At 38.7% G+C, this 14,495-nt stretch carries 18 protein-coding genes; 1 reads left to right on the forward strand and 17 read right to left on the reverse strand.

Annotated features, from left to right (window positions below; all coding sequences use genetic code 11):
* From RAO94_14135 to RAO94_14215, 17 genes are all read right to left on the reverse strand, one after another.
* Positions 1–327, reverse strand: a 327-nt coding sequence (locus tag RAO94_14135) for an FAD-dependent oxidoreductase (protein MDP8323481.1), incomplete at its 3' end; no start/stop codon positions are given.
* A gap of 15 nt (positions 328–342) precedes the next feature.
* Positions 343–768 (reverse strand): hydrogenase iron-sulfur subunit, encoded by a 426-nt coding sequence (locus tag RAO94_14140; GenBank protein MDP8323482.1) that lies wholly within the window; start codon positions 766–768, stop codon positions 343–345.
* Between the two features lie 3 nt (positions 769–771).
* Complete coding sequence (locus RAO94_14145; GenBank protein MDP8323483.1) at positions 772–1,863, reverse strand: 4Fe-4S dicluster domain-containing protein; 1,092 nt, start codon at positions 1,861–1,863, stop codon at positions 772–774.
* Entirely contained in the window at positions 1,856–3,010 is a 1,155-nt protein-coding gene (locus RAO94_14150) for a 4Fe-4S binding protein (GenBank protein MDP8323484.1), read from the reverse strand. The genes RAO94_14145 and RAO94_14150 overlap by 8 nt, the downstream gene beginning before the upstream one ends.
* Before the next feature lie 42 nt (positions 3,011–3,052).
* The gene (locus tag RAO94_14155; GenBank protein ID MDP8323485.1) at positions 3,053–4,735 is read right to left on the reverse strand and encodes an FAD-dependent oxidoreductase; all 1,683 of its coding nucleotides are present in this window, start codon (positions 4,733–4,735) and stop codon (positions 3,053–3,055) included.
* 9 nt (positions 4,736–4,744) lie between these two features.
* Positions 4,745–6,034: an FAD-dependent oxidoreductase gene (locus tag RAO94_14160; protein ID MDP8323486.1), complete on the reverse strand. Its 1,290-nt coding sequence runs from the start codon at positions 6,032–6,034 to the stop codon at positions 4,745–4,747.
* Between the two features lie 27 nt (positions 6,035–6,061).
* On the reverse strand, positions 6,062–6,490 hold the full coding sequence (locus RAO94_14165) for a hydrogenase iron-sulfur subunit (protein MDP8323487.1): 429 nt from the start codon (positions 6,488–6,490) through the stop codon (positions 6,062–6,064).
* 137 nt (positions 6,491–6,627) lie between these two features.
* Positions 6,628–6,852 (reverse strand): sulfurtransferase TusA family protein, encoded by a 225-nt coding sequence (locus tag RAO94_14170; protein ID MDP8323488.1) that lies wholly within the window; start codon positions 6,850–6,852, stop codon positions 6,628–6,630.
* 162 nt (positions 6,853–7,014) lie between these two features.
* On the reverse strand, positions 7,015–8,142 hold the full coding sequence (locus RAO94_14175; protein ID MDP8323489.1) for a Coenzyme F420 hydrogenase/dehydrogenase, beta subunit C-terminal domain: 1,128 nt from the start codon (positions 8,140–8,142) through the stop codon (positions 7,015–7,017).
* 63 nt (positions 8,143–8,205) lie between these two features.
* Positions 8,206–9,060 carry a sulfurtransferase gene (locus RAO94_14180; protein ID MDP8323490.1) on the reverse strand — a complete coding sequence of 285 codons (855 nt, stop codon included), beginning with the start codon at positions 9,058–9,060 and terminating at the stop codon, positions 8,206–8,208.
* Positions 9,061–9,078: 18 nt separating this feature from the next.
* Positions 9,079–9,357, reverse strand: a complete 279-nt coding sequence (locus RAO94_14185) for a porin (protein ID MDP8323491.1) — start codon at positions 9,355–9,357, stop codon at positions 9,079–9,081.
* A gap of 15 nt (positions 9,358–9,372) precedes the next feature.
* Positions 9,373–10,134 carry a porin gene (locus tag RAO94_14190; protein MDP8323492.1) on the reverse strand — a complete coding sequence of 254 codons (762 nt, stop codon included), beginning with the start codon at positions 10,132–10,134 and terminating at the stop codon, positions 9,373–9,375.
* A gap of 68 nt (positions 10,135–10,202) precedes the next feature.
* A complete protein-coding gene (locus RAO94_14195) occupies positions 10,203–11,186 on the reverse strand; it encodes a rhodanese-like domain-containing protein (GenBank protein ID MDP8323493.1) in 984 nt (327 codons plus the stop codon).
* 13 nt (positions 11,187–11,199) lie between these two features.
* Positions 11,200–11,742, reverse strand: a complete 543-nt coding sequence (locus RAO94_14200) for a rhodanese-like domain-containing protein (protein MDP8323494.1) — start codon at positions 11,740–11,742, stop codon at positions 11,200–11,202.
* 8 nt (positions 11,743–11,750) lie between these two features.
* Entirely contained in the window at positions 11,751–12,968 is a 1,218-nt protein-coding gene (locus tag RAO94_14205; protein ID MDP8323495.1) for a YeeE/YedE thiosulfate transporter family protein, read from the reverse strand.
* A 10-nt stretch (positions 12,969–12,978) separates the two neighbouring features.
* Positions 12,979–13,206 (reverse strand): sulfurtransferase TusA family protein, encoded by a 228-nt coding sequence (locus RAO94_14210; protein MDP8323496.1) that lies wholly within the window; start codon positions 13,204–13,206, stop codon positions 12,979–12,981.
* Between the two features lie 120 nt (positions 13,207–13,326).
* On the reverse strand, positions 13,327–13,686 hold the full coding sequence (locus RAO94_14215) for a DsrE/DsrF/DrsH-like family protein (protein MDP8323497.1): 360 nt from the start codon (positions 13,684–13,686) through the stop codon (positions 13,327–13,329).
* 297 nt (positions 13,687–13,983) lie between these two features.
* On the opposite strand from RAO94_14215, the gene RAO94_14220 reads away from it, so the two are divergent.
* Positions 13,984–14,495, forward strand: a 512-nt coding sequence (locus tag RAO94_14220; GenBank protein ID MDP8323498.1) for a TetR/AcrR family transcriptional regulator, incomplete at its 3' end; no start/stop codon positions are given.

Genomic DNA, 14,495 nt, shown 5'->3' on the forward strand with positions numbered 1-14,495 from the left:
AACACATTTAACCGGATCCACATATTTTGCTTTCTGCAGAACTTTCACAGTAAAGTTTCCCGGGTCACCTTCAACAGATGAAATATTTGTTTTTATATAAATTTTAATATTAGGATGACGGGCACATTCACTCATTTTAGGTGCCAGGATACACATTGAGCAATCATTGGTTGGAAAGGTTTTATCCAACTGCGGCATTCTTCCACCAATTGAGGCTGATTCTTCGATCAAGTGTACCTGTAATCCTATCTCTGCCAGATCAAGCGATGCCTGAATCCCAGCTATCCCTGCTCCTACCACCATTACTGATTTGCTTTTATGACTCATATTCTTCCTCGATACTTACAAAAATATTTGCTTTTGAGTAGAATTTCCACCCATCGCTTTGATCTTATCAGTAAACTCATTACCAACCTGGGCAAATTTCTGACCTTCAGAAGCTGATATCCAGGTAAGACGTATTCTACCCTCATCCAAACCAAGGGTTGTGAATATTTGCTTCACTATAGCTGTTCTTCTGCGAGTATGATAATTACCAACCTGGTAATGACAATCACCAGGATGTCAGCCACCTACCAGAATTCCATCTGCTCCCCGCAGATAGGATTTGATCAGGAAAACTGGATCTACACGGCTGGAACACATCACTTTTATCGGTAAAATTGCAGTAGGATACTGCATCCGGTTTATACCCGCCAGATCTGCTCCGGTATAGGAACACCATTTACATAAAAAACTTAATATCTTGGGTGAAAATTCTTCATTCATAATTTATTCTCCAAGTTCAGGAAATTCTTCTTCTTTATATATCATTACTGGAATCTCTTCTGCTACGCTTCTTCCTGCCACAAAGTCAAACATGGCTGCTGTTGCCTCTCCAGTTTTCTTAAATACACTTGCTACTGGTATATCTGCGGGACACACATCAGAACACATTCCGCAGCCCACACAGGAAAAACTCATATGTGAAAGCCTGCCTAAGTGGAAGAATAGTGTGCCAGGCGGTAATCTCAAAGCACCTTTCTGTTCAAGTTCCTTTTCCAGTATCTGTCTGTTGTAATCATAATTAAAGGAATCAAAATCACAGAGAGTACAATAACAGATCGGGCATACTGAATTGCAGCCATGGCAGCCAATACATCTGCCAAAAATATCGATCAAACCATCCAGACCAGTATCTTTGGTGTCCACTTCAGCAAATAGTTCTTCTTTGGCTTCTTTTCTTTTTAGCATCAGTTTTTCCAGTAAAGACTCATCAAACTCTTTATCTTCTGACTGACCATGCCAGAATTCCATCAATTCAATTGCCTTATCTGTTCTCAAATAAGCTTTCAAATCATTATCTGATTCTCCAGAAACTGAGATATAAATATCCGCTTCATGGGGATTGATATGCTCACAGCCAGTACAGGAACTTCTTATTCCTTCTGGAATTTCCTGATTTGCTACCTGCTGTTGATAATTCGCCAGCTTTTCATCAATTTCCTGAGCTGCGTTAATTTTGAGAGGATACACTCCTGAGCAACTGTAACTGATGACAATGAAATCATCCCTTTTTACCTGTTCTCTTTTTACCATCTCCACAAAAGCCCGAAATTCACAGGGCTTCACTACAGCAGCAATAGGCTTTTCCAGAGGAGTAAATCTGCCCATAAGTTGTCCCGCATTCGCTGGCATATACGGATAAAAAGGTACTATATTATCTAATAAATCTACACTTGAAGTTAATCCATAATCCACTTTACCATTTTTATGTTTTCTAAGAGATAATACACTACTGATTTTATCATTTTCCAGTAATTCTTTAAGAAATTTTTTTATTGCCTCAGAGCGATCTATATTAAGCTTGATATATTTATTCATGATCACCCTCCTGAATTCCTGCGCTATTAACCAGATCACCTAATTCACCCAATTCTTCCGGTTTATATTCTTTCATAGGCAGAGCATCTCCAAAACTTTCTCCTGCAGTATATTCAAAGGTTTTTTGAGTTTCACTTGCTACATAACTGAATATTTTTGCTACTGGAATATTTACTGGGCAGGCATCTGAACACAATCCGCAGGATATGCAGGAAAGGCTCATGTGAGCCATTCTGCCAGTGTGGAACATTAATTTATCAAGCGGTAATGACACTCCGCCTCTTTGCTCTGCTCTCATTAATACAATATCTGAATTGGGCTTTGACACCACAGAATCGAAGTAGCATTGACGGCAATAACAGATTGGGCAGGCACTTTGACAATTATGGCAGCCGATGCACTCAGCAAATGTATTCAGTAGATTATCTAAACCTTCCACTTTATTTTTTATTACTTTATAAGTTTCTTCTTTTGCTGAAAGACGCTTACTGGTAATTCCTTCAATATACTTTTTCCAACCACTCAATTCTTCCTTTGCTTCCAGCTTCATCTCTGAAATAAATTCTGATCCCTTTTCACTATTGGCAATTAACAGCAAATGGTCATCTTCTCTACCAAAATGCAGATCACTGGCTGGTAAGGAGAATTTATCGCAGATTTTGCAAACCGGTTTCACTTGATCAGAATTCCAGATATTATTACTTAATAACTTCTCAAATTCGCTGTCGCCCCAATCAGGATCTTTTATATAGTCCTGCATAGGTAATGCTCCGGGGCAGTCATAACTGAATATTATTAAATCTTCTGTCTTGATCTGATTTAGTTTTGTTAATTCCACACAGGCTCTAACTTCACAAGGTCTAATAAGTATAGCAATTTTGTTTTTGCCTTCACCTTTGCGCGTAAATCTTTTAACTGCTTTTGCTGCATTCACCGGCATTATTGGAGCTAAGGGGGTTACATTATCTAACCACACCAAATCTTTTATCATGATCCAGGCAAAAGAATCCCCTGAAGGAACTTTCATTGGCATCATTATGGCATCAAATACCTTTTTTTCTGCTGCAGCTTTCAAAAAAGCTAATATTGAGTTCTGAACCCCTTTTTCAGAGTTAAGCAATACTCCCTTCTGAGGAATTTCAGTCATTTAATACTCCTCGTAATCCTGATTTATATTCTTGATATAACATTATCTTAATGCTTCCTTAACTTCCTGATATATTTGAGGATTAGTGAAATGTCGAGTACGGATCGAACCCGAAGGACAACTACCCACACAATTTCCGCACCCTCTGCATATCGCTTCATTTACTACCGATATTCCTCGTTCTTCATCAAAATAGATCGCCCCAAAAACACAAACCTCAAGACAGGTTTTGCACCCGGTACAATACGCTTCCAGTATTTCAGAAACCATTACTTCAGGAATGATCTTTTGACCCGGGATCAATTGAGTGAGTATATTTCCCGCTGCTGCCTGTGCCTGTAATACTGCATCAGAAATTCCACAGGCTCCCCGAGTTGATCCCACCACAAATACACCATCTGTATTGGTTGACACAGGCTTGATCTTAATATGGGACTCCAGAAAAAAACCTGACTCATGCTGATCAATATTCAAAATATCAGCAAAGTGAACATTTTCTTCTGATGGTAAAAGAGCTGAAGCTAAAATTATCATATCCGGTTTAATTACCGATTCCTTTCCGCTGATCTCGGTATAATGAAGTTCACTGCCTTCCACCCGGGAATTTGTTATCCTTACAGATTTTACTTGCGTCATCACTTTTTCATAATATTCCTGATCTTCTTTTTCAGGCAGACAAATATCATCAAACAGGTCAGTGATTTTAACCTTTTCTGACAGTTCTTTTAGATAATCAGTAATTTTAACCAGATAGTTACAGCAGACTTTGGAGCAATAACCCACTTCCTTTCTGCCAATGCAATGCACCAGGGCTACTGACTGAGGAATGTTTCCATTCTTCATAGTAATTTTTTCGGTTTGATTATACATCTTCTCTATTTCCAGAGCAGTATAAACTTCATCATCTTTTGAATATTCATTTCCCTGGAAGTCATGCGGGTCTGCTTCCTTGCTTCCATTTGCCAGAATAACAGCACCTGCCAGCAGTTCTATCTCTTCACCGCTTTTGTTATGCTTTAATATTATCTCAAAATTCCCCAGAAAACCTACTATCTTTTCTAATTCCGTGGATGTGAAGACCTTAATGAAAGGATTTTTATTTAGTTCTGATATTTTATTCTGTATCGATGATACCGTAATCCCCTGACGTGGTAATAACCTTTTGTAATTAACAACTTTCCCGCCTAATTCTTCTTCTCTTTCTACTAAAAATACTCTCCGGTTTTTACCCGCAAGATTTAAGGCAGATTCCATTCCAGCAATCCCACCTCCTATCACAAGTACATCTGGATTGCTCTCTAACTGCTTTTCTATTAAAGGCTCCTGATATAATACACGGCCTATCCCGGAATGAATATATTGAATTGCCTTATCAGTCGCTTCTTCTTTATCAGAAATTACCCAGGCACACTGTTCACGAATATTCACGATCTTATACATGTAAGGATTCAATCCTGCTTTCTTGCAGACTTCCTTAAATGTGCTGTCATGAACACGCGGTGAGCAGGCTGCACACACTAAGTGTGTAAGATCATTTGCTTTTATCTCTTCTTCCAAATAGGCTTTACCGGCTACTGAACAGAGCAGTTTATATGGTTTTACTACCAGCTCTATATCTTTCATATCTTCCAAAGCTGAAATCTCTGCTACTATCCGCTCTATATCTACTTTACTGGCAATATTTGGTCCGCATTCACAAACATAAATTCCTATTTTATCTGACATCACTCCGCCTTAGTTTTCCAATAAATTCATAACTTGTGCCACTGCTGCTGAAGATTGAACCACACTGGATGGTATATCCTTAGGACCTTCTGCACAACCAATTGCATATATACCTGAGCGATTGGTGCAAATTGATCCGATACTACCCTCCTGTGTTTGCAGAAAACCATATTTATCAAGATTTATTCCTAAAAGTTCTGCCAGCTCAGGCATCCCTGCCGCTGGCTTGATAGCTGTGGTCAAGATTACCATATCAACATCTAAACTGGTTGACTTTTGCTCATTATTCAGATAATTAAGTTTAAGCTTCCCGGCATTCTCTTCTATCACCAGTTTTTGGGGATCTGATTGATAAATATAAGTTGATTTTGTTTTTCGAATTTCTGTATTCAGCTTCTGGAAATGCTTATCCGGTAAACAAAGATCAGTATAAATATCATAGATTTTTATCTCAGGCAGTTTTTCTTTCATAAAATGGGCATGACGTGCTGAATATGAGCAGCACACATTTGAACAATAACCTACCAAATCTCTTCCGGTACAGTGGATGATCGCTGCTGTTTCCGGTTTGGTTTCACCATCTCGAAGCCGCAATTTTCCTTCCGTGGGACCATTAGAAGCAAGTAACCGTTCCAGTTCATATGCTGTAAATACTCCCGGATATTTCCCATATCCCTGATTCTCTATTTTAGATGCATCTATTGTGTCAAAGCCGGTTGCAGCTATAATTGCCCCTGCCTTGATCTCGATCAATGCATCTTGTTCACTAAAATCTATTGCTCCAAACATACATGCTTCAGTACATAAATTACATTCCTCTGTGCCATTTAATCTCAAGCATAATTTTGAATCTATCACAGGAACATTAGGAAGTGAACCAGCACATTCCACATAGATCGCCTTTTTCTCAACAAGCCCCTGTTCCCAATTATTGGGTTGAGATACTGGGCATACAGGATAACACATTCCGCAGCCAAGGCAGGCACTTATATTTACATATCTGGCTTTTTTAAGGATGGTTACATCAAAATTTCCTGCTTTTCCACTAACTGACTGAACGTTGCTTACAGTGAGAACCTCAATATTTTTATCCTGCAATATCTCCTGCTGGATAGGAGCTACCAGGCAGGTGGAGCACTCCATATTTGGAAAGCTTTCACCGGTCTTGATCACGTTTCCACCAATCAGGGGTAATCTTTCTACAAGATATACTTTCTTCCCGGCTTTTGACAGCATCAAACTCGCTTCCATCCCGGCAATTCCTGAGCCTATGACCAATACTGTTTCTTTAGGATTCATGAGTTTTCCTTATTGTTTATATTTTTCTTAAAATTGTTCAGCCTTAATCAAAGGATTTGGTCCAAGCTGCTTTATTTTATCAGAAAATTCATTAACAACCTGAATATAGCGTTTACCCTCGGAGGCAGAAATCCATGATAATTGCAGCCTCTCTGGTTCTAATTTCAAAGTTTCCATCACTTTTTTTAAAAGGGCATATCTGCGTCGAGCATAATAATTACCAACCTGGTAATGACAATCTCCAGGATGTCAGCCAGCTACCAGGATGCCATCAGCACCATTAAAATATGTTGTTAATAATAGATTGTGGTCTATCCGGCTCGAACACATTACTCGTATCACATTCAAGGATGGTGAAATATCTTTGCGGGATGCTCCCGCCATATCTGCTGCCGCATAGGTGCACCAGTTACACAGAAAACCCACTATCCGGGGTTTAAATTCCTTAGTTTCCATGTGTCCTCTATTTTTCTTATTATTTTAATAATTAATCTCCAATACAATGATCAAAATATTTTCCCTTCCAGTATCAGAGAAGCCCATAAGCTTAAGGTAAAAAATGAAAGCGTACCCTAAGATACGCTTTCTAATAACTAAAACTGAATTTGTGCTGAATGTGTTCCTGTCCCATCATCCATACAAAACATCAAAGTTTTGCCAGTGCGATTGCACCATGCCTGGATATCTGTGGGAAAGGAAGGACAATCGGCTAGTACTTCCAGTATATCGCCTTCTTCCATATTTGGAATATAAGCCACTACTTTCAAAATAGGTTGTGGGCATTTTAACCCAACGCAGTTTAATGTTTTTACAGCCATGTTTCCTCCGTTTATTTTTTTTTGGGAAAGCTCTATTAAATCAAGCTACGGATACGTGATCAATATTCGCAGCCAATAATTTCTATAATCCATTTTTTTATTATCTGTCAAGAATAAATTTCCTCTGAGATAATCTTTAAGTGCTCCAAGATACCACATAAACTAGTTCTTTTTAATAGTACCATGTCTTTGGGCACGTTGATATTTTTTTTCTGCGTATTCATGTATCAATTTTTTAATTTTCTTGTTATCTGTATTATTTTGAAAAAGAGGTTCATCTCCTGCGTTTTCTATATAGCCTTTATTAAGTGCCCCGGAATATACTTCTCTGCCAATCGTGCTTCTAACCATAATGGTTGTATAGCCATCATCTGAGCCTAAGCCTCCTGCTGAAATGTCAGAATAATCGTTGGCAAAATCTGAGCAGGCAAGACATGCCGGTCTTGCAATTTGTTCGATTTCAGTTAGTGGAATATTTATTGTTATCCCAGATTTCATTTGCAATATAAGCTTTTCTTTTATATTAACTTTTTCTATATCTTCAATATTTATGTTGTGCTTGGCTGCAAAATCACGCTTCACAAGGTCTTCAAGCGTAAAACACTGCATACAAAAAAGGCCTATTGTGAATATTATCAGATCTGACGGGACTATGTTTAATTCCTGCATTTTCCGTATCGTATGAATTTGACACGGGGTCCCCACAAGTGCAAGCTTCTTTACGTTTCGCTCCCTGGTGGTTATTTCATTAATTACACTTATCACCTGATATTTAGATGCGTATATGTCACCCAGTTTATCAAGATGAAATGCTTCTGTAAAGAAAGATCCGGCAGCATTAATGACATCATCTCGAGTATAAGCTATTGTCGGAGTGCGTACACCTAGATCATTGTGGGATACTATCGCTCCATCTATTATATGGTTATCCAGCATGTAATTTAGTAATGAACTCACAACGCCACCATCAGTTGCAGCCTTCAGAATATTAGCATCTGTTGAGCGGGATGAAAATATCTCCTCCCAGTTGCCTTGAGGATACTTCCACTTATATGTATCTTTAATATCCTCATCAAGTATTCCTATCTGGGGACAAAGAAGATAGCACAATCCTCCTTCCAGGCATTTACTCTGATCTGCAAATCTTGGATATCCGTCTTCACCAAACTCAAGAGCTCCTAAATTGTTAGCACTACAAAAAGACACACATCCACCGCAGCGATTACATCGCTCAGTTATGATTACTTCATTGTATAAATCCTTGAAGCTTTTAGTTCTTCCTGATAACATCCTATCCTCCCGCTAAAAAAAAAGAAAAAGATCAGGGAGTGGCTACTCCCTGATCTCAAATATCTATTCTACAGGATTGGCATCTACTGACTGCCATTCATAATATGCACCATCATATACTCGAACCCTGGGAAATTCCAAAACAGATTTCAGAGCCATATAAACAATTCCTGCCCGTACGCTGCTGGCACAATACAAGATAATTTCTTTATCTCCACTAATGCCTGCTGCACTCAGGGCAGCCATGATCTCATCTTTTGATTTCAAGGTCTCATCTTCATTCAGAACATTCTTGTATTCAATGTGCAATGCACCGGGAATATGTCCCTTACGGCTGATATTGGCATCTGTATCGATACCGTTAAATTCATCCAGACTGCGAACATCAACCAGAACCAGATCAGCTCTGTCTTTATTAGCCTGCACATATGACATTGAAGCATAGACCTCATCATTGATATTCGGAACAAAGCTTACCGGTGTGATCTCTGTTGCTTTGCCAGTTACCGGAAGCCTTGATTTCATCCAGCTCTTTATATGACCATTCAGGATATTTACATCTTTTACGCCCATATATTGAAGGATCCAGTAAATTCTTCCTGCTGCCTTATTTGCCCCATCATCATAAACTACTACTTTGCTATCCGTAGTTATACCCCTGGAACCCAGAATTACAGAGATTTCCTCGGGTGATTTCAACATGGAAGGCACACCATCGGCTTCATAAAGATCCTGGTGATAAAGATTCACAGCATCTTTGATATGCTTGGAACTGTAATCTGAAGCACTTCTTGCAGAAACAATGATAATATCTTCAGATTTTACTGCTTTTGCCAGTGCTTTTGCTTCTATCAAACCCCCAAATAGAAACTGAATTCCAATTAGGATAAATAGGGTGGTTAATAGTATTTTTCTCATTTTCGTCCCCTTCAGATATTAAAATTTTACCTGTAATTGCATTATTATCTCATCGTTGGCTTTTTCATGATCTTCTTCTGCTTTATAAAGATAATTTACCTGCAAACGTGTCCAGTCATTTAAAAAGTAGTTAAAACCAAAAGTTGTTATTTTGTGAAGGCTTTTTGCTGGGGTAGTATTTTCGTCATCTGTATCGGGATCAAATTGTTCATATTTAACAATCGGCTGTAAATTCCAGGGGGTCATATACATTATCTGTGCCCAAAAACCGGCACGTTTTACTGAACCGAGGACCACCTCGGTAACTCCCTCTCAGCCATCACCAACAACTTCAAGATGAGAACCTTTATCTTCGGCAGTAATATATTCACCCTGAACCAGTAAATCACCGTATTTGATCTCAGCATCAAAAGACATGCGTGTCATTTCATCTTCATCTTCCACAGTGGTTTCCATTGGAGGGGAAGTTCCCGTTTTATAACCTGCACCAATACTTAAATATTCAATTGGAGTAACAACTGCTCTACCGGCAAAAACTTTATTCTGATTATTTTCAAGACTATCTCTTCCAGTTCCATTGGTGAAGGCAAATGCATATTTCAACATCTCTCCGTAGTGACCATTAAACAGGACTCCACGATCTCTGTCTGGACTGGTTAAAACACTAACCACTTCTGAACGCTTAATAGTATGAAGTCCCTGGCAGGGAGTATTTAATTCCAGACTGAAAGGTGACTTGAACTGACCCAAAGAAATCTTTAAATAGGGGTCTAAACGTGAATAGGTAATAAAACCATCCAGCAGATAAGGTGCCCCATCTTTATTAGGGCTGAATTCAAACATTGAATAATAACTGATATCATAAGGAATACTTCCAACCAGACCAAATCTTACCCGATTAAAGGTGAAAGCACTGGTATCATCAGTAGAATCCTGGAACACGTATTCATACTGAGCCTGGATATAACCAACTACACTTACACCTTCATCTGAAGAAGCTTCCATACAGCCTTGACCATATATTAAGCTTGTTATCGTAAAAAGAAATAATAAAAATAATATTCTGTATTTCATCTATTCTCCTTCTAACCTGTAAAATGGGGTCAAGGCTTTGTTGCCTTGACCCATATTTAATTAACTAATTATCGTGTCGGAACGTATGTAAGATCAGCAGAACCTGGCCATTGTTTTTCAACTGCCAGATTATCAAATATCATGCCGTTAACGCCAAATCTCAAACTTGCTGCATCATAGCCAAGCACGATAAGATAAGCGGAAACCAATGATGATGTCATGCTTGTCCAGCAATAGGTTACTATTTGTTCATCAGGATCAAGGTTTTCTAGAACAAGAGGTTTGATGCGATGCGAACCAACGATATTTCCGTATAATACCACATCATCAGCAGCCCAGTAATTGTTGATGAAGAAATTCTCCGGTACTTCAAGAACTCCAGCTCCATCATTAATAGCTTTAACACCTTTGAATCCACCAGCAAGCATTGCGTCAATTCTTTCTGCTAAAATCTCTTCTCCGGTTTCACCATCAGCAACCAGATCTGGCATTTCATAAATCATATCTTCAGCAATATCTCCGGGTGCTGCTACCCAATTTTCACTATCAATTGTGTTGATGTTGCCGGACCACAAATCAAAATCTGTATGCCAGCCACTCATTCCATATTTTAATAACTTGGCATCATATCCACTTAAACGCAGAGCCATTACGCTAAATCCGGCAGACTGCCCAGTCCAGCAGACCACGATGATTGGTTTTCCATCAGCGGCTGCAGCATCAGCAATAATTGTTGCGGAGGAAGTAAGTACGGCACCTTCTATGTGACCGTCATCATAGTCGGGTACTCCATTTGCTGGTTTATAGTCAGCACTACGGAGGTCCATTACATAATAGTCACCAATATTTGCATAAAGTGTTGAATCTGGAGCCACAATCCAGCCGGTGAGCAGTTCGTCAATTGTCATACCATTACTGTTCATGTAATTAACCAAAATCTCAAAGTTGCTTTCTGTAGGCTCTACATTATTATCTTCGTCGTCCTTTGAGCAACTAACCATCATCATTACAGAAATGAGGGCAATCAATAAAATTAAAATTCCTTTCTTCATTTTTTCTCCTTTTTTATCCGCATCCACCTGAACTCTTTACGGCTTCTTCTTCAGGGGCATTTGGGTCTAACCATTTTCTATAACCACCCTTTAGACTGGTTACATTATTATAGCCCAGTTGCAATAATGCCTGGGCTGCTAAAGCACTTCGTTTACCGGTTTGAGTGTAAATCACAACCTCTTCATCTATAGGAGGCATATCAAGCCATAATTCTTCATCCCAATATTGCTTATCTCCCATTTTTAATTCAAGAATACCTCGAGGTATATTTACCGTGAAAGTTTCGGGATAGGGAAATTCAAAATCATCATTTGCCTGATTGATATATCCCTCTTCAAATTCCGAAGGTTCACGTACATCTATCAAAACTCGTAATTCTCCGCCCTCCATCTTTACTCGTAATTCTTCATGAGTTATCTCAGTGATCCCGGCTTTGGCTTCTGCTGCCATTGCTTTACCGTCGGTAAAATATCCACCTTCAGAAAAACCTTTACCGCAACCACTAAATACAAGAAGGAGTATCATAAAACTTATTATATATAATGTCTTCATCATGTTCTCCTTTATAATGCTGAAAACTTGCCTGTTTTCTCATTCCACTTCACAAAGATATACCACAACAGCAATATAAATAATACCAGCACTACAGCTCCTGTATAACCCAGGCTATCAGGTAAGAATACCTGCTTTGCAAGAGACTCGGGAATAAGCTTTGTGACAAAGGGTACTATGAAACCCTTTGATATTGGTGCCATGATCGCAAAGCCAATAGCAGAAAACCATAATTTCACGTGACCTTCTCCAGCTCGCCAGAGAGTTCCCACAGCACAACCTCCGGCTATCGTCATACCTAAACCAAAGATGATCCCACCGATCAGGGCACGTAGCCAGAAATTAGCATATACTGATTTCAGCTCTATTGTTCTCACTGCTATTTCTCCAGCATTTCCCACACCAAAATATTTGATGACAGTGAATCCCATTAATGCTACCAGAACACTGATAATTATCGCTACTGGTGCTGTTGCTTCTCCGGTCATGAAGGGTTCACGAAATGCTCTCACAATACAGTAACGTGATCTTTGCAGGATTATACCAAGGATTAATGCTATCAATATGTGCCAGCCTAATACTTTCATATTGCTGCCACCTCTGGTTGTGTAACTGTTTACAATGTAAAGCACTACTGCAATCAGTATCCAGCCCAGCCATCTTTGCCAGCCGGTTTTTGGCTTGTTACCTGCCAGCAATGTGCAGGATTTGCCCATACTGATATTGGGTAATGCCTCCATTTCCCAAAGCAGATATTTCAAAGCCAAAATGGTTCCTATCAAAAAACCTAATGATAAAAATAATGCTCCTCCAGATAAAGCTGCCACTCCAGAAAAAAATCCACCGGTGGTACAGCCAATACCTACTGTGGCTCCTATTCCCATCAAAGCTCCACCAATTAATCCTTTTACCAGTTCTCCCACAGGAGCTATCCGGATTCCGAATTCGCGAGAAAACAGGGCAGATATAAATGCCCCGATTATAATGAAAATATTGAGTAAAGCTACCGTATGCATATTGATAGGTGTCCCGGTTCCCAGGTTGGTGATGCCCAAAGACTGAAATAGATTCTGACCAATGTTCACATAACCACCACTGGCTCCCCAGGGATATTTGATCACAAATAATAATGTGCTTAGTATTGCCAGCAAAATGCCACCGACCCACATGGGCCAGGATTTGCTGAACAAACTGTCAAATAATTCTCTTAATATACCCTTCTTAAACATAGGTTCTCCTTTACGCTTTTTTTATGTAAAAGATGAACGCTCCATCTGCTTCTTTTTGTTCCAGGAATTCATTACCGGTTTTGTTGCACCAGGCAGGTACATCTGTCTTTGAACCAGGATCTGTTCCCTGCATTTCCAGAACTTCTCCACTCTTCATTTTCTTCATCACTTTACTTAATTTGATGATGGGCATTGGACATGAAAGACCCTTACAATCTAATTTTTCGTTCACTTCCATTTTTCCTCCTGTGGTTTTTTTTATATACTCTAACTATTTAGTAGTTCCGGTTTTTTGACAGCCATATTTTACATTTGGCATTGTTACCCGGTTTTAATTTTTATCGTTTTCTCTAATTGTCTAAAATGAAAATGTAAGGTCTGATCCCATGGCTTCGGCTACAAAGGTAGTGGCTCCCACTATCTGAGTCCCCTCTATTAAGTCCTCTTCTTTTAAATTGTGTACTCCAAATCCTAATTCACAAATCAGGATTCTGGCATCAAGCATCATCAATCCCTCAAACATCTCTACCAGATTGGGAAGATTTACTGCCTTTTCATCTAATTTTGCAAATGCACCCTTTACGAAGGCCGGAAGGGCTGATGGTAATACAAATAATATCACATCATCTCCACTTGCTGCCGCCGATACGCCTATTGTTACTGCGGGATAAAGGTTTTTTACATCTGATCCATTTAACGTGATCGAAACTTTGCCCATAATACTCTCCTTATTTCATTTTTTAATGTTTCAGGAATTGTGTTTAGTAAATCTGGTGTCAAGTATTAAATTTCACTCAAATGAAATGCTATACACGATCATTTACTATACTACCTGATATTGTATTATTAATCATTATGGTGAATTTATTCTTAAATCCACTTAATCCATTATTTTAGCTAATTTGACTGACAGAAATTGAAATAAACTATTTGTTTGAGCTTCCTATTTCACACTTGACAGAATTGCGGTTCATTTTTTTTGTTATTGTGATTAATGTAAAAAGCAGGAGTTGGTTTGGAAATTAAGAAAAGAAAAGAGTGGGAAAAGCGCTCAAAACAAAACAGGATTATTGATCTTGCTGAAGAATTGTTCAACGAAAATGGATATGAAGCTACTACTCTGGATATCATTGCCAATAATGTTGGCTATAGTAAAAGAAATTTATATCAGTATTTTACCGATAAAAATGATCTCTTCAATGCCGTCATCCTTAAAGAAGTTAATAAACTTAATAAAGAATTAACTTCTATATGCGTAAAAGATATAACTGGACTCCAAAAAGTTGTTGCCATCAGCAATACATTCTTCACTTTTTTTATTCATCATAGAAAGTCTTTCAATAATATCATTTTCTTTGATATCACCTATGAAGAGAATAAACCGAAAAATGATAGCGAAGAATCACAGAGTTCCTTTGGTATTGAAGCAGAAAGCATTCACCAGGAAAACCTTGATCTCTTGCTGAAGGCTATTGAACTAGGTAAAAAAGATGGCTCCATTATCTCTAAATTTACACCCAAACAGCT

This window comes from Candidatus Stygibacter australis (assembly GCA_030765845.1).
In the GTDB taxonomy this organism is placed as follows: Bacteria; Cloacimonadota; Cloacimonadia; order Cloacimonadales; family TCS61; genus Stygibacter; species Stygibacter australis.

Coding starts and splice junctions, on each gene's coding strand:
- RAO94_14145 (MDP8323483.1), bottom strand. CDS start 1,863: ATGAATAAATATATCAAGCTTAATATAGATCGCTCTGAGGCAATAAAA.
- RAO94_14150 (MDP8323484.1), bottom strand. CDS start 3,010: ATGACTGAAATTCCTCAGAAGGGAGTATTGCTTAACTCTGAAAAAGGG.
- RAO94_14155 (MDP8323485.1), bottom strand. CDS start 4,735: ATGTCAGATAAAATAGGAATTTATGTTTGTGAATGCGGACCAAATATT.
- RAO94_14160 (MDP8323486.1), bottom strand. CDS start 6,034: ATGAATCCTAAAGAAACAGTATTGGTCATAGGCTCAGGAATTGCCGGG.
- RAO94_14170 (MDP8323488.1), bottom strand. CDS start 6,852: ATGGCTGTAAAAACATTAAACTGCGTTGGGTTAAAATGCCCACAACCT.
- RAO94_14175 (MDP8323489.1), bottom strand. CDS start 8,142: ATGTTATCAGGAAGAACTAAAAGCTTCAAGGATTTATACAATGAAGTA.
- RAO94_14180 (MDP8323490.1), bottom strand. CDS start 9,060: ATGAGAAAAATACTATTAACCACCCTATTTATCCTAATTGGAATTCAG.
- RAO94_14190 (MDP8323492.1), bottom strand. CDS start 10,134: ATGAAATACAGAATATTATTTTTATTATTTCTTTTTACGATAACAAGC.
- RAO94_14195 (MDP8323493.1), bottom strand. CDS start 11,186: ATGAAGAAAGGAATTTTAATTTTATTGATTGCCCTCATTTCTGTAATG.
- RAO94_14200 (MDP8323494.1), bottom strand. CDS start 11,742: ATGATGAAGACATTATATATAATAAGTTTTATGATACTCCTTCTTGTA.
- RAO94_14205 (MDP8323495.1), bottom strand. CDS start 12,968: ATGTTTAAGAAGGGTATATTAAGAGAATTATTTGACAGTTTGTTCAGC.
- RAO94_14210 (MDP8323496.1), bottom strand. CDS start 13,206: ATGGAAGTGAACGAAAAATTAGATTGTAAGGGTCTTTCATGTCCAATG.
- RAO94_14215 (MDP8323497.1), bottom strand. CDS start 13,686: ATGGGCAAAGTTTCGATCACGTTAAATGGATCAGATGTAAAAAACCTT.